22 protein-coding genes are annotated in these 20,370 nt (G+C 74.5%); 5 read left to right on the top strand and 17 right to left on the bottom strand.

What is annotated here, in order from left to right:
* Positions 1 to 188: 188 nt before the first annotated feature.
* From FB380_RS01625 to FB380_RS01645, 5 genes are all read right to left on the bottom strand, one after another.
* A complete protein-coding gene (locus FB380_RS01625; protein WP_166753559.1) occupies positions 189 to 998 on the bottom strand; it encodes an ABC transporter permease in 810 nt (269 codons plus the stop codon).
* Positions 995 to 1,990 carry an ATP-binding cassette domain-containing protein gene (locus tag FB380_RS01630; RefSeq protein WP_166753560.1) on the bottom strand — a complete coding sequence of 332 codons (996 nt, stop codon included), beginning with the start codon at positions 1,988 to 1,990 and terminating at the stop codon, positions 995 to 997. Before FB380_RS01630 ends, FB380_RS01625 begins: the two co-directional genes overlap by 4 nt.
* 43 nt (positions 1,991 to 2,033) lie before the next feature.
* A complete protein-coding gene (locus FB380_RS01635) occupies positions 2,034 to 2,219 on the bottom strand; it encodes a hypothetical protein (protein WP_166753561.1) in 186 nt (61 codons plus the stop codon).
* Positions 2,220 to 2,224: 5 nt separating this feature from the next.
* Positions 2,225 to 3,442, bottom strand: a complete 1,218-nt coding sequence (locus FB380_RS01640) for a DUF885 domain-containing protein (protein WP_166753562.1) — start codon at positions 3,440 to 3,442, stop codon at positions 2,225 to 2,227.
* A gap of 68 nt (positions 3,443 to 3,510) precedes the next feature.
* A complete protein-coding gene (locus FB380_RS01645) occupies positions 3,511 to 4,290 on the bottom strand; it encodes an isoprenyl transferase (RefSeq protein WP_166753563.1) in 780 nt (259 codons plus the stop codon).
* Between the two features lie 143 nt (positions 4,291 to 4,433).
* On the opposite strand from FB380_RS01645, the gene trhA reads away from it, so the two are divergent.
* Complete coding sequence (gene trhA / locus FB380_RS01650; protein WP_166753564.1) at positions 4,434 to 5,255, top strand: PAQR family membrane homeostasis protein TrhA; 822 nt, start codon at positions 4,434 to 4,436, stop codon at positions 5,253 to 5,255.
* A gap of 13 nt (positions 5,256 to 5,268) precedes the next feature.
* Here the strand turns inward: trhA and FB380_RS01655 are convergent, their stop codons facing one another.
* The 4 genes from FB380_RS01655 to FB380_RS01670 form a co-directional block, all read right to left on the bottom strand.
* On the bottom strand, positions 5,269 to 6,282 hold the full coding sequence (locus FB380_RS01655) for an HAAS signaling domain-containing protein (protein WP_166753565.1): 1,014 nt from the start codon (positions 6,280 to 6,282) through the stop codon (positions 5,269 to 5,271).
* Positions 6,279 to 6,614, bottom strand: coding sequence for a PadR family transcriptional regulator (locus FB380_RS01660; RefSeq protein ID WP_166753566.1), 336 nt, complete (start codon positions 6,612 to 6,614; stop codon positions 6,279 to 6,281). Before FB380_RS01660 ends, FB380_RS01655 begins: the two co-directional genes overlap by 4 nt.
* Positions 6,615 to 6,711: 97 nt before the next feature.
* Positions 6,712 to 7,962 (bottom strand): geranylgeranyl reductase family protein, encoded by a 1,251-nt coding sequence (locus FB380_RS01665; protein WP_166753567.1) that lies wholly within the window; start codon positions 7,960 to 7,962, stop codon positions 6,712 to 6,714.
* A 134-nt stretch (positions 7,963 to 8,096) separates the two neighbouring features.
* Positions 8,097 to 8,675, bottom strand: a complete 579-nt coding sequence (locus FB380_RS01670; RefSeq protein WP_166753568.1) for a hypothetical protein — start codon at positions 8,673 to 8,675, stop codon at positions 8,097 to 8,099.
* A gap of 188 nt (positions 8,676 to 8,863) precedes the next feature.
* Between FB380_RS01670 and FB380_RS01675 the strand changes: the two genes are divergently transcribed.
* The gene (locus FB380_RS01675; protein WP_166753569.1) at positions 8,864 to 9,949 is read left to right on the top strand and encodes a transglycosylase domain-containing protein; all 1,086 of its coding nucleotides are present in this window, start codon (positions 8,864 to 8,866) and stop codon (positions 9,947 to 9,949) included.
* Between the two features lie 43 nt (positions 9,950 to 9,992).
* On the opposite strand, the gene FB380_RS01680 is transcribed toward FB380_RS01675, so the two are convergent.
* On the bottom strand, positions 9,993 to 10,793 hold the full coding sequence (locus FB380_RS01680) for a DUF427 domain-containing protein (RefSeq protein WP_166753570.1): 801 nt from the start codon (positions 10,791 to 10,793) through the stop codon (positions 9,993 to 9,995).
* Positions 10,794 to 10,989: 196 nt separating this feature from the next.
* Between FB380_RS01680 and FB380_RS01685 the strand changes: the two genes are divergently transcribed.
* Positions 10,990 to 11,568 carry an AMIN-like domain-containing (lipo)protein gene (locus FB380_RS01685; protein WP_188959581.1) on the top strand — a complete coding sequence of 193 codons (579 nt, stop codon included), beginning with the start codon at positions 10,990 to 10,992 and terminating at the stop codon, positions 11,566 to 11,568.
* Between the two features lie 16 nt (positions 11,569 to 11,584).
* Here FB380_RS01685 and FB380_RS01690 read toward each other — a convergent pair whose 3' ends face one another.
* The 3 genes from FB380_RS01690 to mca all read right to left on the bottom strand — a co-directional run bounded on the left by FB380_RS01690 (position 11,585) and on the right by mca (position 13,472).
* Positions 11,585 to 12,100: a phosphate-starvation-inducible PsiE family protein gene (locus FB380_RS01690; RefSeq protein WP_166753571.1), complete on the bottom strand. Its 516-nt coding sequence runs from the start codon at positions 12,098 to 12,100 to the stop codon at positions 11,585 to 11,587.
* A 152-nt stretch (positions 12,101 to 12,252) separates the two neighbouring features.
* The gene (locus tag FB380_RS01695) at positions 12,253 to 12,588 is read right to left on the bottom strand and encodes a hypothetical protein (protein ID WP_166753572.1); all 336 of its coding nucleotides are present in this window, start codon (positions 12,586 to 12,588) and stop codon (positions 12,253 to 12,255) included.
* Complete coding sequence (mca, locus tag FB380_RS01700; protein WP_166753573.1) at positions 12,585 to 13,472, bottom strand: mycothiol conjugate amidase Mca; 888 nt, start codon at positions 13,470 to 13,472, stop codon at positions 12,585 to 12,587. The genes FB380_RS01695 and mca overlap by 4 nt, the downstream gene beginning before the upstream one ends.
* 298 nt (positions 13,473 to 13,770) lie before the next feature.
* On the opposite strand from mca, the gene greA reads away from it, so the two are divergent.
* Positions 13,771 to 14,277: a transcription elongation factor GreA gene (gene greA, locus FB380_RS25765; RefSeq protein ID WP_166753574.1), complete on the top strand. Its 507-nt coding sequence runs from the start codon at positions 13,771 to 13,773 to the stop codon at positions 14,275 to 14,277.
* 21 nt (positions 14,278 to 14,298) lie between these two features.
* Entirely contained in the window at positions 14,299 to 14,727 is a 429-nt protein-coding gene (locus FB380_RS01710) for an RNHCP domain-containing protein (protein ID WP_229682045.1), read from the top strand.
* A gap of 205 nt (positions 14,728 to 14,932) precedes the next feature.
* Here the strand turns inward: FB380_RS01710 and FB380_RS01715 are convergent, their stop codons facing one another.
* From FB380_RS01715 to ilvA, 4 genes are all read right to left on the bottom strand, one after another.
* Positions 14,933 to 17,014, bottom strand: coding sequence for a M3 family metallopeptidase (locus FB380_RS01715; RefSeq protein ID WP_166753575.1), 2,082 nt, complete (start codon positions 17,012 to 17,014; stop codon positions 14,933 to 14,935).
* A gap of 106 nt (positions 17,015 to 17,120) precedes the next feature.
* Positions 17,121 to 17,927 (bottom strand): ABC transporter permease, encoded by an 807-nt coding sequence (locus FB380_RS01720; RefSeq protein ID WP_166753576.1) that lies wholly within the window; start codon positions 17,925 to 17,927, stop codon positions 17,121 to 17,123.
* Positions 17,924 to 18,928, bottom strand: coding sequence for an ATP-binding cassette domain-containing protein (locus FB380_RS01725; RefSeq protein ID WP_166753577.1), 1,005 nt, complete (start codon positions 18,926 to 18,928; stop codon positions 17,924 to 17,926). The genes FB380_RS01720 and FB380_RS01725 overlap by 4 nt, the downstream gene beginning before the upstream one ends.
* 165 nt (positions 18,929 to 19,093) lie before the next feature.
* Positions 19,094 to 20,320: a threonine ammonia-lyase gene (gene ilvA, locus FB380_RS01730; protein ID WP_188959582.1), complete on the bottom strand. Its 1,227-nt coding sequence runs from the start codon at positions 20,318 to 20,320 to the stop codon at positions 19,094 to 19,096.
* Positions 20,321 to 20,370: the final 50 nt, after the last annotated feature.

The raw sequence follows: 20,370 nt of genomic DNA on the forward strand, positions 1-20,370 counted from the left end.
GCTCGAAGGTGGCCGGGCCCCGGCGCTGGGGCCGGAACGCGGCCCCTCTGATGGACGAACTGCGTCGCACCAACCGGGCCTCCCGTGGAGGGCGAGGTGAGCTCGTCCTCCACCGCCGACGCTAGGCCCCGGTACCGACGAAAGCACGCACCCGACACGCGATCGGGTGATGCGTGGTGCGCCGTTCGTCAGCTGGACTCCTGCCGGAAACGTCGGACGCCGAACCACCAGCCGAGCACGCCCAGCGCCACGGTCAGCGCCGCGCCCCACCAGGCGGTGCTGCTGCCGTAGTCGCCGTCGAAGAACGCGCGGGTGCCCTCGACGACGTGCTTGAGCGGGTTCACGTCGCTGATCGCCTGCAGCCAGCCTGGCGCCAGCGACATCGGCAGCAGGATGCCCGACAGCAGCAGCACCGGCAGGACGACGGCGTTGAGCAGCGGCGCGAACGCGTCCTCGCTCTTCAGCGTCAGCGCGAGCGCGTAGGAGACCGAGGCGAACGCCGCCCCCAGCAGGGCGATGACCACCAGGGTCAGCAGCACGCCGGCCAGCGGGGCACGCAGCCCCAGCGGGATGGCGACCAGCACCAGCAGCGTGCCCTGCACCAGCAGGACGACGACGTCGCGCAGCACCCGCCCCAGCAGCAGCGCGGTGCGGCTGGCCGGGGTGACCCGCTGGCTCTCGATGACCCCGGCCCGGTACTCCGCGATCAGCCCGAACCCGACGAACAGCGCCCCGAAGATTCCCAGCTGGACCAGGATCCCGGGCACGAACACCTGGTAGGCGTTGCCCGCACCGAGCTGGACGGCGTCGGAGGTCAGCAGCGGGCCGAACAGGGTGATGTAGAGGATCGGCTGCATCAGGCTGATCACCAGCCAGGCCGGGTTGCGCAGCGACATCCGCATCGCCCGGGCGAAGACGGTGTAGGTGTCCCGGACCAGGCTGCTGGTCGCGGTGGCGCTGGTCGGGCTCGCCTCCGCCGGGGTCGCGACCGTGCTCATCGGGCTGCCTCCAGCGACTCGGCGGGGACGGCGGCCGGTGCCCCGGCCTCCCGCAGCGACCGGCCGGTGAGGCCGAGGAACACGTCGTCCAGGCTGGGCCGGCGGCTCTCGATGCCGGCCACCGCGATGCCGGCGGCGTCCAGCTCACGGACCAGCGCCACCAGGGCGGCCCCGCCTTGCGGAGCCCGCCCGACCACCCGCGGGCCGTCGACCTGGGGCGCCTCGGCCCCGGGCAGCGCGGCCATCAGGGCGGCCACCCGGCCGGCTGCGTCGGGGTGCTCGGCGGTGACGGTCAGGACGTCGCCGCCCACGTCGGACTTCAGCTCGTCGGGGGTACCGGAGGCGACGATCCGGCCGGAGTCGATGACCAGGATCCGGTCGCACAGCGCGTCGGCCTCGTCGAGGTAGTGCGTGGTCAGGAAGACCGTCGTCCCGCGCTCTTCGCGCAGGCCACGGATGTGCTGCCACAGGTTCGCCCGGGCCTGCGGGTCCAGCCCGGTGGTCGGCTCGTCGAGGAAGACCAGGCCCGGCACGTGCACCAGGCCCAGCGCAATGTCCAGCCGGCGGCGCTGGCCCCCGGACATCGCCTTCGGCTGGCGCTCCCACAGGCCGTCGAGGTCCAGCTCGCGGAACAGCTGCTTGCCGCGGGCGGTCGCCTCCGCGGTGCTGATCCCGTACAGCCGGGCGTGGTCGACGACCTCCTCCCCGGCGCGGGCCTCGGGCGCGGTCGAGCCGCTCTGCGAGACGTAGCCGATCCGGCGGCGCACCCCGACCGGGTCGCTGACCAGGTCGCAGCCGGCCACCGTGGCCGTGCCGGCCGTGGGCTCCAGCAGGGTGGTGAGCATTCGCAGCGTGGTGGTCTTGCCGGCCCCGTTGGGGCCCAGGAAGCCGACGATCTCCCCGGCCTCGACGTCGAGGTCCACCCCGGCGACGGCGTGCACCTCCTGCTTCTTCTTCCGGAAGGTGCGGGCGAGCCCGCGGGCGTGGATCACGCTGCGGATCCTCCACCGGTGCACCGACAGGAGTCGACCGGGTTCAGCTCCCGGCGGACGACCGGCGGGGCCGCAGCACGACCAGCGCCCAGAGCGCCGGCACCAGCAGGACCGGCCACTGCAGGGACACGTCGCCCAGCCACAGCAGCCCGCCGAGCAGGAACAGCGCCAGCCAGCCCGCCGTCCACAGCCCGAGGGCCTGCCGCTCCTCCGTCGTCCCGCTCGCCACGGTGGTCAGGCGCCGGCCAGCTCGGCGGTGACGACCGCCGGCGTCAGCGGCTCGTCCAGCAGCCGCAGGAAGCGGTCGGCGACGGGCTGCCCGGCCGGCCGGGCCGCCAGCCACGCGGAGAGCAGGTCGAAGCCCTCGACGTAGGTGGAGATGTAGGCCCGCCACAGCGGGTCGGTGAGGAAGCGCAGCTGCTGGACGGCGCGGTCGTGGCTGACCAGCCCCCAGCGCTGGAGGTGGGCGATGACCACGTCGGGGTCGGCGCCGCGGTCGTGCAGCAGGATCGCGGCGTCCTGGCGCACCCGGTTGAGCGGTGCGGCCGCGGCGGCGACCCGCTCGGCCAGGTGCCCGTCGAAGCGCAGGCCCAGGTCACCGAGCACGTCGGCGGCCCAGGGCCCCCACCCGTCGCCGATCGACGCCTCGACCCCGAGGTCGGCCAGCCCCTCGGCCATCAGGCACTCGGGGGTGTTGACCAGGAACACGGTGTGCTCCAGGTGCTGGGCGCGCTCGACCAGCCCCCGCTCCTTGCGGCAGTGTTCGGTGTGGTGCCCGGGGTAGGACTCGTGCGCGACCAGGTGCGGCAGCTGCGCCAGCCGGTGCGGCAGGTCGGCGTTGATCGCCACCCGGGAGCGGTAGTCGCCCTCGTAGTAGTTGAACCCCGACCACGGCTTGTCGGTGACCACCTCGTAGCGCACCGTCTCGGCCTCGGGCAGGCCGTACTGACCGCGCACCCGGTCCCGCAGCGCGGAGGAGAGCGCGTGCACCGCCTCCTCCAGCCGCGCGGGCGGGCACTCCTCCCGGCGCCGGTGCACCGCGTACCGCTCCGCCAGCGTCCCGCTGCCGGGCAGCAGCTGCTCGAGCTCGGCGTGCGCGGCGGCGTACTCGGCCGGGTCACCGAGGGCGACCGACACCTGGAAGTAGGCCTCGACCTCGGCGATGAAGCCGACCGGCTCACCCCCCAGCTTGCGGGCGCTGCACTCCAGGCCGGTGAGCTGACCGCGCAGGTAGGCGGTCCGGGGGTGCGGCAACGCGGCCGAGTCGAGCTCGGCCAGCAGGGCCCGGGCCTGGTCGCGCAGCTGGTGCGGCTGCGGCGCCGGCTCGTCGGCGACCTGGGCCCGCAGCCGCGCCTCGCCGGTGTAGGCGTCGACGAAGCCGGGCTCGAGCCGGTCGAAGCGCAGCCCCAGCCGCACGTACTCCAGGGGGACGTCGACCGCGCCGGCTGCCATGCCGCGAGTCTGTCAGTCCGCGTCCCCACGCCCGCGGGGGGCAGAAATGGCCATTTCTGCCCCCGGGGTCAGCTGCCGAAGCGGCGGTGCCGGGCGGCGTAGGCGCGCAGCGCCCGCAGGAAGTCGACCCGGCGGAACTCCGGCCAGTAGACGTCGGTGAAGTAGAACTCCGAGTGCGCGGTCTGCCAGGTCAGGAAGCCCGACAGCCGCTGCTCGCCGCTGGTGCGGATGACCAGGTCCGGGTCGGGCTGCCCGCGGGTGTAGAGGTGCTCGGCGATGTGGTCGGCGTCGAGCACCTCGATCAGCTCCGGCAGCGTCGTCCCCCGCTGGACGTGCTCGGCCAGCAGCGACCGGACGGCGTCGGCGATCTCCCGGCGGCCGCCGTAGCCGACCGCCAGGTTCACCGTCGCGCCCGGCCGCTCGCGGGTGTCGCGCTCGGCCCGGGTCAGGACGGCGACGGTCTCCGCCGGCAGCAGCTCCAGGGCGCCCACCGCCCGCAGGTGCCACCGCCGGTCCGGGCCGGCCAGGTCGCAGGCGACGCCCTCGATGATCCGCAGCAGCGGGGTGAGCTCGGGGGCCGGCCGGGTCAGGTTGTCGGTGGACAGCAGGAAGAGGGTGACCACCTCGACCCCGGCCTCGTCGCACCAGGAGAGCAGGTCGGCGATCTTGTCCGCGCCGCGACGGTGCCCCTCGCTGACGTCCTCCAGACCGATGGCCCGGGCCCAGCGCCGGTTCCCGTCGATGATGACGCCGACGTGCCGGGGGGTGTCGGCGCCGACCAGCTCGCTGGCCAGCCGGCGCTCGTAGACGACGGTGAGTGCGTCCCGGACCCTCGCGCGCACCCCCACGCCCTCACCCTAGGTGCCGCCTCCCCCGCCCGGACGGAGCGCGCCGTACCCGGCCCCGCGCGCCTCCCCGGGAGCGCGTCTCCCAGCAAGGTCACACCCGGCTCGACGTGACGGCGTCGCCCGCGGCTCCGTAACCTCGGCCCATGAGCGTCTCCTCAGACCACGAGGACCACGTCCGGGTCACCGCGGACGGCGCCGAGCTCCAGGCGCCGGCCGGCGAGGCGGTGGCCGCGGTCCGCGATGAGGGCGAGCGGGTCGAGGCCGTCGAGCGCCCGGGCGAGTGGGCGCCGTCCGAGCGGGACGGCCACGGGCACCCCGACACCCGGCCCCGGCTGCGGGGCTGGCTGCACCTGTTCGCGTTCTTCGGGTCGATCGTGGCCGGGGCGGTGCTGATCCCGCTCGCCGCCGTGCAGGGCGCCCGCGCCGGTTGGTCGGTGACGGTCTACTGCGTCACCATCCTCGGGCTCTTCGGGGTCAGCGCGCTGTACCACCGCCGCCGCTGGTCACTGCGCGGCTGGCAGCTGATGAAGCGCGCCGACCACTCGATGATCTTCGTGTTCATCGCCGGCACCTACACGCCGTTCGCCGTGCTCGCCGTCCCCGAGCCGACCGGCTGGTGGCTGCTGGGCACCGTCTGGACCGGCGCTGCGCTGGGCGTCGCGCTGAAGCTGGTCTGGCCGCACGCCCCCCGCTGGGTGGGGGTGCCGATCTACCTGGCGCTGGGCTGGGCCGCGGTGTTCGTGATGGTCGACATGCTGCAGCTGGTCGGCGTCACCGTGCTGGTGCTCCTGGCCGTCGGCGGGCTGCTCTACAGCGTCGGCGCGGTGGCCTACGCCAGCAAGCGGCCCAACCCGTGGCCGGGGACGTTCGGCTACCACGAGGTGTTCCACGCGATGACGATCGTGGCCGCCATCTGCCACTACATCGCCGTCTACTTCGCGCTGTACAACTCCCCGCTCACCTGAGCCCCCAGCTGGGTCAGGGCGTCGGCGCAGCACCCGACGGCACAGGCTCGGACGGCACGGGCTCGGAGGGCGTGGGCTCGGACGGCGTCGGCTCTGCCGACTCGACCCCGTCCTCGGGCGCGACGCTCGGGAGCGGCATGGGGACGGCGGTCTGCTCGCCGTAGGCGTCCCAGCTCAGCACCTGCCGCTGCTGCGGGTAGGCGTTGCCCGGCTGCACCGGCGCGTCCGGCACCGTCTCCACCTGCTCCCCCTCGACCGTCACGTCGGCCAGGCCGTCGATCGGCCGCCCGTCCTGGTCGTAGAGCAGCACCCCGCGCAGCGGCTCCCCGGTCGAGGAGTACGGCAGGATGTTGGTGATCGGCGTGCCGTCCTCGTGCACCAGGTGGGCGGGCTGCTGGTCCTCGACGTACACCGTCTCGGCGGTGGCGACGCCCGGGCCGACGGCCAGGCCGACGAGCGCGACCAGGGTCAGCAGCCCGAGCAGGGCGTTGACCAGCACGGCCCGGCGCCCCGGCTCCCGCCCCTCCGCCCGGGCCTGCAGGCCGAGCCGCACCGACCAGGCGATCGCCGCGCCGGTGACCAGCAGGCCGACCGGGCCGAGCCCGAGGGTGGGCACCGGGAAGGACGTGCCCCCGACGAACACCACGTCGACGGCGGTGACGGCCGCCCAGGCCCGCACCACCCACCAGGCCGGCCGTAGCTCGGGAAGGAACTCCTCGACCTGCCGCACCGGCCCCCACGACCGGAGCCGGCCGACCAGCTCGGCGAGGCCGACCTGCTCGTCCTCGGCCACCGGCGCGGCCGGCAACCCGGCGGCGGCCCGCAGCTCGTCGGCGTAGTGGCGGGGCGAGCCCAGCCGGAACTCCAGCGGCGCGTCGCCGTCCTCGGCCACCTCCGCCAGGTGGTCCTCGAGGTCCTCCAGCAGTTCCTCGCACCGGTCGGCCGGGACGTCGGTCAGCGCCGCGCGCACCGCCGCCGCGTACTCCCGCACCTCGGCCTGCCGGCCCACACTCGTCGCGCCGGTCATGCCGCCACCTCCGGATCGGTCGTGAGCAGGGCCGCCATGGTGTCGGCGAAGCCGTGCCAGGTCTTGGTCGCGATCTCCAGCTGCGCCCGCCCGGAGACGTTGAGCCCGTAGTACTTGCGGTGCGGCCCCTCGGCCGACGGGACGACGTAGCTGGTCAGGTGGCCGGCGGCGTACAGCCGCCGCAGCGTGCCGTAGACCGAGGCGTCGCCGACCTCCTCCAGCCCGGCGGCGCGCAGTCGCCGGACCACGTCGTAGCCGTAGCCGTCCTCACCGTCGAGCACCGCGAGGACGGCGAGGTCCAGCACTCCCTTGAGCAGTTGTGTGGCGTCCATCGGGCCCTCCGGACTGGTCGGTGTGCACCGCACAGTACTGCGCATCACGCAGTAGTAGGACGACACCCGTCCGGCGCGCCGTCCCCGACCCGGCGACTCAGGCGAACGGCGGGCGGTGGTCCAGCCGCACCGAGAGCCGGCCGGCCCGGCGCCAGGCACGGGCGACGACGTCCCGGTCGGTGTCGGTCACCAGGTTGCCCATGACCCGCAGCGCGACGGTCATCAGCACCCGGGACCGCATGCCCACCGGCCCGGCGGCCGGCAGGAAGCGGGGCACGGTCAGCAGCCCGGCCAGCCGGCGGGCGATGGAGAACGCCTCGCCGTAGTGCCGCCGCAGCGTCGTGGGCCAGGCCTGCGACCAGTCGTCGTCGTCGAACAGGTCGACCACGCTGCGACCGGTCTCCAGCCCGTAGTCGATGCCCTCGCCGTTGAGCGGGTTGACGCACCCGGCGGCGTCCCCGACCAGCGCCCAGTTGCGCCCGGCGACCCCGGAGACCGCACCGCCCATCGGCAGCAGTGCGCTGGCGGGGGCCTGCACGGCACCGTCGATCTGCCACTCCGCGCGCCGCTGGTCGGTGTAGACCTCCAGCAGGCTGCGCAGCCGCACCTCCGCCGGGCGGCGCTCGGTGGCCAGCGTGCCGACGCCGACGTTGACCTCACCGCGCTCGGCGCCCAGCGGGAACACCCAGCCGTAGCCGGACAGCAGCTCACCCTCGGCCCCGCGCAGCTCCAGGTGCGAGCTGATCCACTCGTCGTCGCTGCGACCGGAGCGCACGTAGCCGCGCGCGGCCACCCCGTAGACGGTGTCCCGGTGCCACTCCCGGCCGAGCACCCTCCCCAGCGGGGAGCGGACGCCGTCGGCGACCACCAGCCGGCGGCAGCGGACCGTCGTCGTCGACCCGTCGGGACGGCGGAACAGCACGGCGGCCACCCGGTCGCCGTCCCGCTCGACGTCCACCGCCCGCGCACCCTCCAGGGGAACGGCACCGGCCTCCAGGGCCACCGAGCGGATCCGGTCGTCCAGCTCGGTCCGCGGGACGGCGCCGCCGTGGTCGGGCAGCGCGCCACCGGGCCAGGGCAGCAGCAGCTCCTGGCCGAAGCCGGCCGCGCGCAGCCCCCGGTTGCGGCCGTGCGAGCGCACCCAGTCCCCGAGGCCCAGCCGGTCGAGCTCGGCGATGGCCCGCGGGGTCAGGCCGTCGCCGCAGGTCTTGTCCCGGGGGAAGACGGCGGCGTCGGCGAGGACGACGTCGGCGCCGCCGCGCGCGGCCCAGGCGGCCGCAGCCGCCCCGGCCGGGCCGGCCCCCACCACGAGCACGTCGGTGTCGGTGGGCTCAGCGGTGTCGGGCACGCCCACCAGTGTCCCTGGTCGCTCGCCCAGCGGTGATCAGGTCACCTGATCCAGCACTGGCCCACCGCACCAACGTTGGTGCGGTGGGCCAGTCGGTGATCAGGTGACCTGATCAGAGCTGAGCGCACCGTGGGTCACTGGGGACCTCGGGCGCGGACCTCCTCCACGGTCGCCATGGCCTGCCGCAGCTCGGCCAGCCAGTCGTCGGCGTGCTGGCCGACCAGGCGCACGGCCCAGACCAGCGCCTCGGAGCGGGACCGGGCCACCCCGGCGTCGACCAGGGTGTCCAGGACCAGGCGCTCGGGCTGGCGCAGCCGGGTCATCACCGGCACCGAGAGCGTGGTGAACAGCTCGCGGACGTCGCCGCAGGTCGCGCCCCAGGCGACCGACCGGCCGTAGCGCTCCTGGGCGGCGTCGGCGATCGCCATCCGCTGGCCGCGGGTCTGCTCCCGGAAGCGGGCGATCCGCCCGGCGCGGGCGGCCGCCGGGTCGCCGTCACCGGCCTCCGGCTCGGGGACCGACCCCACGACGGTGATCTCGTCCCGGTCGACGACCAGCTCGACCGGTCCGGTGAACCACTCGTCGGGGAGCCGACCGGCGAACCAGCCGGCGACCTCGGCGCGCTCGACCGGCGGTGGGGCGTCGGCGGCGCGGCCACGGGCGCGCCCGCGGCCGGGGAACCCCTCGGGTGGGAAACGGTGGTGTGCGTGCACGGCTCCTCCTCGACTCGAACGAACAGTTACAACGTAATTCTGTAATCAGGGCATCGGTGGCTTCGTCGCTGCGCCCAGAGCGGACACGTCGCACCCCCGGACCGCGCCGACGCAGGCGCAGCGGCCGGGGGGCCCGCGCAGCCGCCCGTACGATGACGACTCGCGTCCAGCACGGGGGAGCTCCACGCATGGCCCACGTCCCGCCGGACCGCCGGCCCACCGCGCGGTTCCGCCGCCCGGCCGACGGGCCACCGCCGGACCCCGCGTACCCACCGTTCGACCGGTTCCCGCCCGGCTCCGACGACCGGTACGGCCCGCCACCGGACGCGGCCGGCGGGTACCCGCCGGCGCCCGCGGACGACCAGGCCCGCCCCCAGCGGTCCTGGCGACGCGACCGTCCGGCCGACGCACGTCCACCGGCGCCGGAACCGCCCCGGCGCTCGTGGCGGCGAGACCGCGCCGGCCGACGCCGCGGCGTCCTCCGCGGCCTCGGCCGGCTGCTGGCCGTCGTCCTCGTCGTCCAGGCCCTGGTGATGGTCGCGCTGCGGTGGGTGGACCCGCCCACGACCGCGTTCATGGCCGCCAACCCGGCCGGCTCGATCCAGCAGTCCGTGCCGGTCGAGCACGTCTCCCGGAACTTCCTCGCCGCGGTCATCGCCCACGAGGACGCCCAGCTCCCCTACCGTGCCGGCGCCTTCGAGTGGGAGGCGCTGTTCGCCCGCGCGCAGACCCACCTCCGCGGCGGGGACGACCCGTCCGGCTCGACCATCCCGCAGCAGGTGGCCAAGAACCTGTTCCTCAACCAGGAGCTGAGCGCCTGGCGCAAGGCGGTGGAGGCCGGCCTGGCCGCGGAGCTGGCACTGGTCGTCGACGACCGGCGGATGCTCGAGCTCTACGTCAACCACGCGCAGTTCGGCCCCACGCTCTACGGCGTCTGCACGGCCAGCTGGTACTACTTCGACACCCCGCCGGACACGCTGTACCCCGAGCAGGCCATCCAGCTGGCCGGCCTGCTCCCCTCCCCCGGGCACGTCCGCCGCGCCCCCGGCGGCGGGCTCGACTTCGAGGTCGAGGACGGCCTGGGCTGGCTGTCCCGCTCGCACGTGCTCAACGCCGAGAACCGGCTGCCACGCCACCTGGACCGGCTGGGCTTCCAGCCGGTCGAGGACGTGGGCATCTCCGGGCTGGCCGCCGACGAGCCGGACTCCGGCGACGACTGCAGCGAGCGCCCCCAGGAGGTCGCCGACCTGATCGCCGCGGAGGGCACCGCCTGAGCGCGGCGACGGCCGACCGGGCCGGGAACGGCGTCCGCCTGACTCAGCCGGCGACCCGGACCTCGACCTCGACGTCCTCGCCGTCGAACGAGCGGTGCCCGGCGGCCGGCCGCGCCTCCAGCAGCGGCTCCGGGTAACGCCACACCGCGTCCTCGTACCGGCGGCCGGCGACCGTCAGGTGCTCGTAGCTCGCCACGCCCTTGTACGGGCACTCCGTCGTGGTGTCGCTCGGCTCCAGGAACTCCGCCCGGACGTCGGACTCCGGCACGTACCAGCGGGCCGGCAGGCCGGTCTCGAAGACCGCGACCGGCGCACGGGTGTCGGCGACCACCTGGCCACCGACCCGGACGACGACGTGCCGGGACGAGCGGCGGGCATCCACCCGGTGGAACGGGTCGCGTGGGTGACCGAGCATCTGCTCCTCCTCGATCCACCAGGAGTCGAGCCGGTCCAGGTCGAAGGAGACCAGCCCGGCCAGCTGCGGGCAGCCGTCGACCGGCTCCGGGTAGGACCACGCCACGTCCTCCACCCGGCGCCCGTCGACCTCCAGGTGCCAGTAGTGGGCCTCGCCCTTGAACGGGCAGGTGGTGCGGGTGTCACTGGGCTGCAGGGCGCCGGGCACCACGTCGGCCTCGGGCAGGTACCAACGCGGCAGCAGCCCGGTCTCGTGCAGCAGCTGCGCCCGCGTGGTGTCCACGACGGTCCGCCCGCCCGACATCCCGCGGATCCGCTCCTGCAGCGGGTGCAGGAACAACGCGTGCGCGGGGGCGACCGACCACAGGTCGGCGTTCAGCTGCCCGGTCGACGGGCGGGCGAGCGGGCCGGTTCCGAGGGTCAGCGCCATGGACCGACGGTAGGCGGGTCAGGTGGGGTCCGCCCGGCCGGACAGCCCGGCGCGAGGTACCGCCCCCTCTCGGCCCGCACCGCGCCGCGGTCGCCAGGGCGGGCGCAGACCCGACGTCGGCGGAGGGGCGGTCACGAGATCGTCACGTTCACCCGCGTCGGGCCGGGGCACCACGACGGGGACCGAGGAGGTCGTCATGGGCAGGTCCGGCACTCGTCCGCGCACGCTCGTCGTGGTGGTCCTCGCCGCCGTCGCACTGCTGGCCGGCGCGCTGCCTGCCCAGGCGGCCGGCGACCCGTACTGCGGGATCCGCTGGGGGTCACTGCCGGAGAGCCGGCCGGCGGGGGCGTTCCCGCCGGGCACGGTCAGCGACGTCCGCACCGGGCAGCACCCGTGCTTCGACCGGCTGGTGGTCGACCTCGCCGCGGCCGACGCGACCGGCTACGACGTCCGGTACGTGGACCAGGTCGGCGCGCAGGGCTCCGGGACGCCCGTGCCCGTCGCCGGCGGTGCGGTGCTGCAGCTGCTGGTCCGCGCCCCCGCCTACGACGAGTCGCGCGGCGCCACCTACCTGCCCGAGGACCCGGCCCGGGTCGTCGACGTCACCGGCGCGCGGACGCTGCGCCAGGTGGCCTGGGCAGGCTCCTTCGAGGGGCAGACGTCGATGGCCGTGGGCACCCGCGCCCGGCTGCCGGTCCGGGTGTTCGTGCTCGACGGCGCGCCGGGCCGGCCCGACGGCGCCCGGGTGGTGGTCGACGTCGCCCACCACTGGTGAGCCCCGCCTCCACCGCTCAGGCCGGCGACGGCGCGTCCCCCTCGTCGGGCTCGCGCTCCTTGAGCCGCAGCAGCCACGCCGTGCACCCGAGCAGGACCACCAGCACGCCGAGGACGGCGATCTCGGTGATCCGGTCGTCGAACTGCGCACCCTTGCCCAGGACGCCCGCCGCCTCGACCGAGAGCACGACGATCTCCTTGATCGAGGCGATGATCCCGACCAGCAGGAACGGCTCGGCGACCAGCTCGCGGCGCTCCACCGTGATCCGCACCGCGAAGAGCAGCTCGACGATGATGAAGACGAGCAGCAGCACGTCGAGCAGCTCGAGCACCGGGGCCTGGGAGAGGTCGCCGATCATCCCCCACGTCGTCTTCCCGGCCACGACGAGCAGCACGAGCGCGCTGACCACCAGGAACAGCGCGATCCCCGCGTAGACGACGTTCTCGCCGATCTCCAGTGCCCGGGTGCCGAAGCGGCCGAGGACGGGACGTTCCTGCTGGTCGGGGTCCCGCCGGGCCCGCTGGGTCGCCATCGGACGATCATCGCCGACCGCGTCCCCGCCCGAGGCGACCGCGGGCAGGTGTCCCCCGCACGGGTCAGTTCCCGGCACCGCCCGGCGAGGTGGTCGGACGCGGCCGACCAGGACTCCCACCCGGCGTCGCAGCCGGGTCGGGTCCCGATCGGTCAGGGGGCGGTGGGCCGCCCGCCCCAGCCGTCGCCGTCCTGCGGACGACGCGGCGGCTCGATGGCCAGCGGCGCCCGGCGCAGGGTGTCCAGCAGCTCGGACCCGGGCTCCCGGGACGGGACGTCGACCATCAGCTCGGCCGGGGTGTCCGGGACCTGGTCGGCCGGGTCGAAGCTGCGCGGGACCCGCTTGAGGTGCCTGCCCATCGACCGGCCCAGCCACAGCACCGCGATCAGCAGCAACACGATGAGCAGGAGGCCCAGCGGACCGGCCTTGCCGACGTCCTCCGGCAGTTGCTGCTCCTGGACGGCGAGGACGGTGAGTGCGGTGGTCACGAGACACGCTCCGAGGTGCGGACGCCGGCGAACAGGTCGTCCTCCGGGACGGGGACGTCGACCAGCGACCGGGCCAGCTCGTAGTCCTCGGTCGGCCAGGTGCGGGTCTGCAGGTCCAGCGGGACCGAGAACCAGCGACCGGTCGGGTCGATCTGGGTGGCGTGGGCGATCAGCGCGGCGTCCCGCACCGGGAAGTACTCGGCGCAGGGCACCCGGGTGGTGACCCGGTGGGAGATGTCGTTGGCCGGGTCCCACTTCGCCAGCCACTCGGTGTACGGCGACTCGGCCCCCTCGGCCAGCATCGCCTCGTGCAGCGCCTTCGTCCGGGGCAGCGTGAAGCCCATGTGGTAGTAGAGCTTGCTCGGCTGCCAGGGCTCCCCGAGCCCGGGGTAGCGGTCCGGGTCACCGGCCGCCTCGAAGGCGTGCACCGAGATGTCGTGGGTCTTGATGTGGTCCGGGTGCGGGTAGCCGCCCCGCTCGTCGTAGGTCAGCACCACCTGCGGCCGGAACCGCCGGATCAGCTCGACCAGGGGCGCGGCGGCCTCCTCGACCGGGACCAGCGCGAAGCAGCCCTCCGGGAGCGGCGGCAGCGGGTCGCCCTCGGGCAGCCCGGAGTCGACGAAGCCGAGGAACTCCTGCTCGACGCCGAGGATCTCCCGGGCCCGGGCCATCTCCTCGGTGCGGATCTCGGCCATCCGCTCCCACACCTCGGGGCGGTCCATCGCCGGGTTCAGCACCGACCCGCGCTCCCCGCCGGTGCAGGTCGCCACCATCACCTGGGCGCCCTCGGCGACGTACTTGGCCATGGTCGCGGCGCCCTTGCTCGACTCGTCGTCGGGGTGGGCGTGCACCGCGAGCAGGCGCAACTGGTCCGGTTCGGTCACGTGTGCTGCTCCTCGCTCCGCTCGTCGAACCCGTGCCCGACGGTGCCCTGCTCCGTGCGCGACACGCACGCCCGGTCGCGACACCCATTGTCCCCCCGGCCGGTGCGTCGTGGCACGCACCCCGGCGACTCCTGGTGTGCCCCGCGCCACTCCACCGGACCCCGGAGCCGAGGAGCCCTCCGGCCGGATCCGTTCCGCCGACGACTGCACGGGGCTGCGCTCCGGTGTTACGTTGCTCGGATTGACCACCGGTGACCTGCGGAGCAGCGGGTCGCGACGACGAGCACCGGGAGCGACTGTGTCCACCCCCACCGACGAGCAGGACCAGGGCGTCTGGCTGACGCAGGAGGCCCACGACCGGTTGCGAGCCGAGCTCGAGCAGCTGGTGGCGAGCCGACCGGCCATGGCCAAGGAGATCAACGACCGCCGCGAGGAGGGTGACCTCAAGGAGAACGGCGGCTACCACGCGGCCCGTGAGGAACAGGGCAAGGCCGAGGGCCGGATCCGCCAGCTCACCGACCTGCTCCGGAAGGCCCGGGTCGGCGAGGCCCCGACGACGGCGACCAACGCCGCCGTCGGCACGGTCATCACCATCGCCTTCGACGGCGACGAGGACGACACCGAGCGGTTCCTGCTGGGCTCGCGGGAGATCGCCGGGACCACCGACCTGACGGTCTACTCCCCCGAGTCCGCGCTGGGTGCGGCGATCGTGGGAGCCGAACCGGGCTCGACGGTCACCTACCAGGCCCCGAACGGCAAGGACATCTCCGTGAAGGTCCTGGCCATCGAGCCGTTCACCGCCTGACCCGCCGGCGGCTGCACCCCGATGACCTCGCCTGACCTCCCGGCCGGGGCGATGACCCCTGACCTCCCGGCCGGGACGGTGGACCCAGGCGTCCCGGCCGGGGCGATCAGGGGCTCGACGGACGGCGGGCGGGCGCGTTCCCGGCGGGCCGAGAACACCACCTTCGTCTGCGGGCACTGCCAGACGCCGGTGCCGGCGAACACCGACGGCCACTACCGCAACCACTGCCCGTGGTGCCTGTGGTCGTTGCACGTCGACGACCTGCCCGGCGACCGGGCCAGCGAGTGCCGGCAGCTGATGGAGCCCATCGGCCTGGTCGAGAAGTCGGGGAAGGGCTGGCAGGTGGTGCACCGTTGCACCGCCTGCGGCCACCGCCAGCCCAATCGCCTGGTCCGGGACGGCGCCGCCCCCGACGACCTCGACCTGGTGCTCGCCCTGCCCTGGCTGTGACCCTGCCGCAGCCTGGGCGCCCGCGCCGCAGCTGAGCTCGGCTGGCCGCGATCCCGCCGCGAGCCGGGCCACGTACCCCCGCACCGCGGCGGAGCTGCCCTTGGTCCCGGCCCGCACCGGGCCGGCGGTCCCCCGAGCGGGTCCGTCTCCGCACAGCAGCACGCCCCCACGGCGGTCGTCCGTGGGGGCGTGCTGTCTGTCGGGATCAGGCGACGGGCGTGAGCCCCCGGCGGCGCAGCAGCGGGCCGGTGTCGGCGGCCCGGCCGCGGACGGCGGCGAAGGCGCCCAGCGGGTCGACCGAGCCACCGCGGGAGAGCAGCTCGCCGCGGAAGACGTCGCCGTTCTCCCGGCGCAGCCCGCCGTTCTCCTTGAACCACTCCACGGTGTCGGCGTCCAGCACCTCCGACCAGATGTAGGAGTAGTAGCCGGCCGAGTAGCCGCCGGCGAAGACGTGCTGGAAGTACGTCGTCCGGTACCGCGGCGGCACCAGGTCGAAGGCGACGCCGGCGTCGGCGAGCGCCTGGGCCTCGAAGGCCTGCGCGTCGGCGACCTCGGTGTCCGGCCCGATCCGGTGCCAGGCCTGGTCGAGCAGCGTGGCCCCCAGGTACTCGACGGTGGCGAAGCCCTCCCCCCACAGGGCGGCGGCCTCCAGCGCGTCGACCGTCTCCTGCGCCAGCGGCTCCCCGGTCTCGACGTGCTTGGCGTAGTGCGCCAGCACCTCCGGCCACAGCGCCCACATCTCGTTGACCTGGCTGGGGAACTCGACGAAGTCGCGCGGCACGCTGGTGCCGCTGAACCGCGGGTAGGTGACCGCCGAGGACAGGCCGTGCAGCGCGTGCCCGAACTCGTGGAAGAGCGTCGTCACCTCGTCCAGGGTCAGCAGCGTCGGCTGCCCGGCCGCGGCCCGGGTGACGTTGAGGCAGTTGAACACCACCGGCCGGGTCTCCAGCAGGCCGGACTGGCTGACGAACGAGCTCATCCAGGCCCCGCCGCGCTTGCCCTCGCGGGCGAAGAAGTCACCCAGGTACAGCCCGACCGGCCGCTCGTCGGCGAAGACCTCCCAGACCCGGACGTCGGGGTGGTAGCCCTGCAGGTCCGGGCGGGGGGTGAAGGTGAAGCCGTAGAGCAGCTCGGCGGCGCGGAACACCCCGTCGACCAGCACCCGGTCCAGCTCGAACCACGGGCGCAGCGCGGCGCTGTCGACGGCGTAGCGCTCGGCCCGCACCCGTTCGGAGTAGAACGACCAGTCCCAGGCGGCCAGCTCGACGCCGTCGGCGGCGGCCACCTCGGCGAGCACCTCGGCCTCCGACTTGGCGTTGGCCATCGCCGGGGGCACGAGCGCACCCAGCAACTCGTCGACGGCGGCCGACGTCCGGGCGGTCTGGTCGGCGGCGATCAGGTCGGCATGGGTGTCGAAGCCCAGCAGCTGTGCCCGGACGGCGCGCAGGTGCGCCATCTCCACCGCGATCGGGCCGTTGTCGTGCTCACCGGCCGAGGCCCGGGTCAGCGAGGCCTCGTGCAGCCGGCGGCGCAGCTCCCGGTTGCGCAGCTTCGCCATCGCCGGCTGGCCGCTGGGCAGCACCAGGGTGAGCAGGTACCCGCCCTCGTGGCCGCGCTCGGCGGCCGCACCGGCCGCGGCCTGCACCTCGGCGGGGCTCAGCCCGTCCAGGTCGGCCTCGTCGGTGACCAGCACGGCCGCTGCCTCGGTGGCCACGACCAGGTTCTGGCCGAAGGTCGTGGACAGCTCCGACAGCCGCTGGTTGAGCTCACGCAGCTGCTCCCGGCCGGCGTCGTCCAGGTCGGCTCCGGCGAGCACGAAGTCCAGGTGGTACCGCTCGACCAGGCGGACCGCCTCCTCGTCCAGCCCGGCGTCGTGCCGGCCGGCGTGGACCGCGTCGATCCGGGCGAACAGCGCCGGGTCCAGGCGCAGGGCGTCGGAGTGCGCTGCCGACAGCGGCGCGATCTCCCGCTCGATCTCCCGCAGCCGGTCGCTGGACATCGACGACGACAGGTTCCAGAAGACCGCCTCCGCCCGGCCGAGCAGCTGGCCGGAGCGCTCCAGTGCGACGACGGTGTTGTCGAACGTCGGCTCGGCCGAGTCGGCCAGCAGCGCGGCGACCTCGGCACGCTGCTCCGCCATCCCGGCCAGCAGCGCCTCCCGGCAGTGCTCCAGCGAGATGTCGGCGAACGGGGGCAGCTCGTAGGGCAGCGTCGAGGGGGCGGCCAGCGGGTGGGACGCGGACAGGGGCGCGGGTGCCGGCGAGGGAGCCGGTGCAGTGGTGCTCATCCCGCTCATCCTCTCCCCGCGCCGGATGGGCCGTCACCTGGATCGGCCCCCTGCGGGGTCCCGCCACACGCACGCGCGTGTGGCGGGACGACGGCGGGGCCCTCCCTCAGCGGCTCGCGGTGCGCAGGTAGGCCCGCACCGCCAGCGGGACGAAGACGATCAGGATCGCCACCGTCCACAGGACCGTGTAGAGCGCCGGGTGCTGCAGCGACCACACGTCGGGGACCGGGACGCCGGCGGGCACGTTGCCGAACAGCTCCCGTGCCGCCTGGACGACGGTGGACACCGGGTTCCACTCGGCGAAGGCGCGCAGCGGCGCCGGGAAGCTCTCCAGCGGGACGAAGGCGTTGGACGCGAAGGTCAACGGGAAGATCACGATGAAGCTCGCGTTGTTGACCACCTCCGGGGTGCGGACGAGCAGGCCGACCAGCGCCATCAGCCAGGAGATGGCGAAGGCGAAGACCAGCAGCACCAGGAACCCGCCGATCGCCTCGCCGATCGAGGAGTTGATCCGCCAGCCCACCACGAAGCCGGTCAGCGCCATCACCGTGATCGAGATGACGTTGAGCCCGAGGTCGGCGACGGTGCGGCCGATCAGCACCGCCGACCGGGACATGGGCAGCGACCGGAACCGGTCGATCAGCCCCTTCTGCAGGTCCTCGGCGATGCTGGCCCCGGTGACGGTGGAGCCGAAGACCACCGTCTGGGCGAAGATGCCCGGCAGCAGGAACTCGGCGTAGCTGATGCCCGGCGGCAGGTTGATCGCGCCGCCGAAGATGTAGCGGAACAGCACCACGAACATGATCGGCGACAGGGTCGCGAACACGATCAGGTCGGGCACCCGCTTGACCTTGATCAGGTTGCGCTTGGTGATGACGACGCTGTCGGAGACGGTCTCGGCCAGGGTGCTCATGACTGCGCTCCTGCGCTGACGGTGGACGAGGGCTCGGCCTCGGGGCCGGCGCCCTCGGCGTCCTCGGCGGACCGCCCGGTGAGGGTGAGGAAGACGTCGTCCAGGTCGGGCCGGCGCAGGCCGATGTCGAGCACCTGGGCGCTGGTGCCCGACAGCCGGCGCAGCGCCTCGGCCAGGGTGTCGGTGCCGCCGGTGACCGGCACCGACAGCCGCCGGGTCTGCCGGTCGGCGTGCAGCTCGCCGTGCGACAGCGGGCGTAGCGCGTCGGTGACCACCGCGAGCTGCTCGACAGTGCCCACGGTGAGCTCCAGCCGCTCGCCGCCCACCTGCGCCTTCAGCTCGTCGGCGGTGCCGCGGGCGATGACCTGCCCGCGGTCGATGACCACCATCCGGTCGGCCAGCCGGTCGGCCTCCTCCAGGTACTGCGTGGTGAGCAGGATCGTCGTCCCGTCGCTGACCAGGTCGGCGATGAACTCCCACATGCCCAGTCGGCTGCGCGGGTCGAGGCCGGTGGTCGGCTCGTCGAGGAACAGCACCCGGGGCCGGGCGATGAGCGAGGCGGCGATGTCCAGCCGGCGGCGCATGCCGCCGGAGTAGGTCTTCGCCGGGCGGTTCGCCGCGTCGGACAGGTCGAAGCGCTCCAGCAGCTGGCCGGCGCGTGAACGGGCCTCCCGCTTGCCCAGCCGGTACAGCCGCCCGACCATCTCCAGGTTCTCCTGCCCGGTCAGGTACTCGTCGACCGCGGCGTACTGGCCGGTCAGCCCGATCATGGCGCGCACCTGGTCGGCCTGGCTGAGGACGTCGAGCCCGGCCACCTCCGCCCGCCCCGCGTCGGGCTGCAGCAGGGTGCTCAGGATCCGGACGACGGTGGTCTTGCCGGCGCCGTTGGGCCCCAGCAGCCCGAGGACGGTGCCCTCGGACACGGTGAGGTCGACCCCACCGAGCGCGGTGTTCTCCCCGAAGCGCTTCACGAGCCCCTCGACGACGACGGCATCGGTCATGCTGCGCACGCTAGGCCCGTCCACCGACAGTTCCCACTGCCTTTTCGGGGGGCCCGACGGGTCGGTTCCATGAACACTCCTGACGACGACGGTGGTCTCCCGGGCCGTCGCGGTGCGGCGGCTCAGGGGTGCAGACCCGCCCCGCCGGGAGAACTCATCGGTCGGTCAGTCGACGCGCGGTGCGTACCCGGCCGCGGTGAGGGCGGCCAGCACGTGCTCGGCGTGGTCGGGGCCGCGGGTCTCCAGGTGCACGCCGACCTCCACCTCGCCCAGCACCAGGCGCGGCGTCAACCGCTCGTGCTCGACCGAGAGCACGTTGGCGGCCAGGCCGGCCAGCTCGCGCAGCAGCCCGGCGAGCGACCCCGGCCGGTCGGGCACCTGCACCCGCAGCGACAGGTAGCGCCCGGCGGCGGCCATGCCGTGCTGGACGACCTTCATCATCAGCACCGGGTCGATGTTGCCGCCGGAGACGACGGCCACGACCGGTGCTGCGAAGGCGCCCGGGTCGACCAGCAGCGCCGCGACGGCGGCCACCCCGGCCGGCTCGACCACCAGCTTGGCCCGCTCCAGGCAGAACAGCAGCGCCCGGGACAGGTCGCCCTCGCTGACCGTCACGACGTCGTCGACCAGGCCGGAGACGTGCGCCAGGGTGAGGTCGCCGGGGGCGGCGACGGCGATGCCGTCGGCCATGGTCGCCATGGTGGTCAGCGGCACCGGCCGGCCGGCGGCCAGCGAGGCGGGGAAGGCGGCCGCCATCGCCGCCTGCACCGCGACCACCCGGACGTCGGGACGGCGGGCCTTCACCGCCGCGGCGATCCCGGACACCAGCCCGCCCCCGCCGGTGCAGACGACCACCGTCGCCACGTCCGGGCACTGCTCGAGCACCTCCAGGCCCACGGTGCCCTGCCCGGCGATCACGTCGGGGTGGTCGAAGGGGTGGATGAACACCGAGCCGGTCGCCTCGGCGAACTCCACCGCCGAGGCGATCGCCTCGGTCAGCGTCTCCCCGCCGAGCCGGGCGTCCGCGCCGTAGCCGCGGGTGGCGGCGACCTTGGGCAGCGGGGCGCTCTCCGGCATGAAGACGGTCGCGGCCGCGCCGAGCTCGCGCGCGGCCAGCGCGACACCCTGCGCGTGGTTGCCGGCGCTGGCCGCGACCACGCCCCGGGCGCGCTCGGCGTCGCTGAGCCGGGCGATCCGGGTGTAGGCGCCGCGGATCTTGAACGAGCCGGTGCGCTGCAGGTTCTCGCACTTGAGCCACACCGGCCCACCGACCCGTTCGGCCAGCGCCCGGGAGTGCTCCAGCGGCGTCCGGCGCACCACGCCGTCCAGCAGCTCCGCGGCCGACTCGACGTCGGCCCCGCTGACCAGGGGCACTGCACCGGGGACGGACACGCTGCTGATCCTCGCAGTCCCCCAGGTGCGCGGGCCGACGGACACCCGGG

It is taken from the genome of Modestobacter marinus (assembly GCF_011758655.1).
In the GTDB taxonomy this organism is placed as follows: Bacteria; Actinomycetota; Actinomycetes; order Mycobacteriales; family Geodermatophilaceae; genus Modestobacter; species Modestobacter marinus.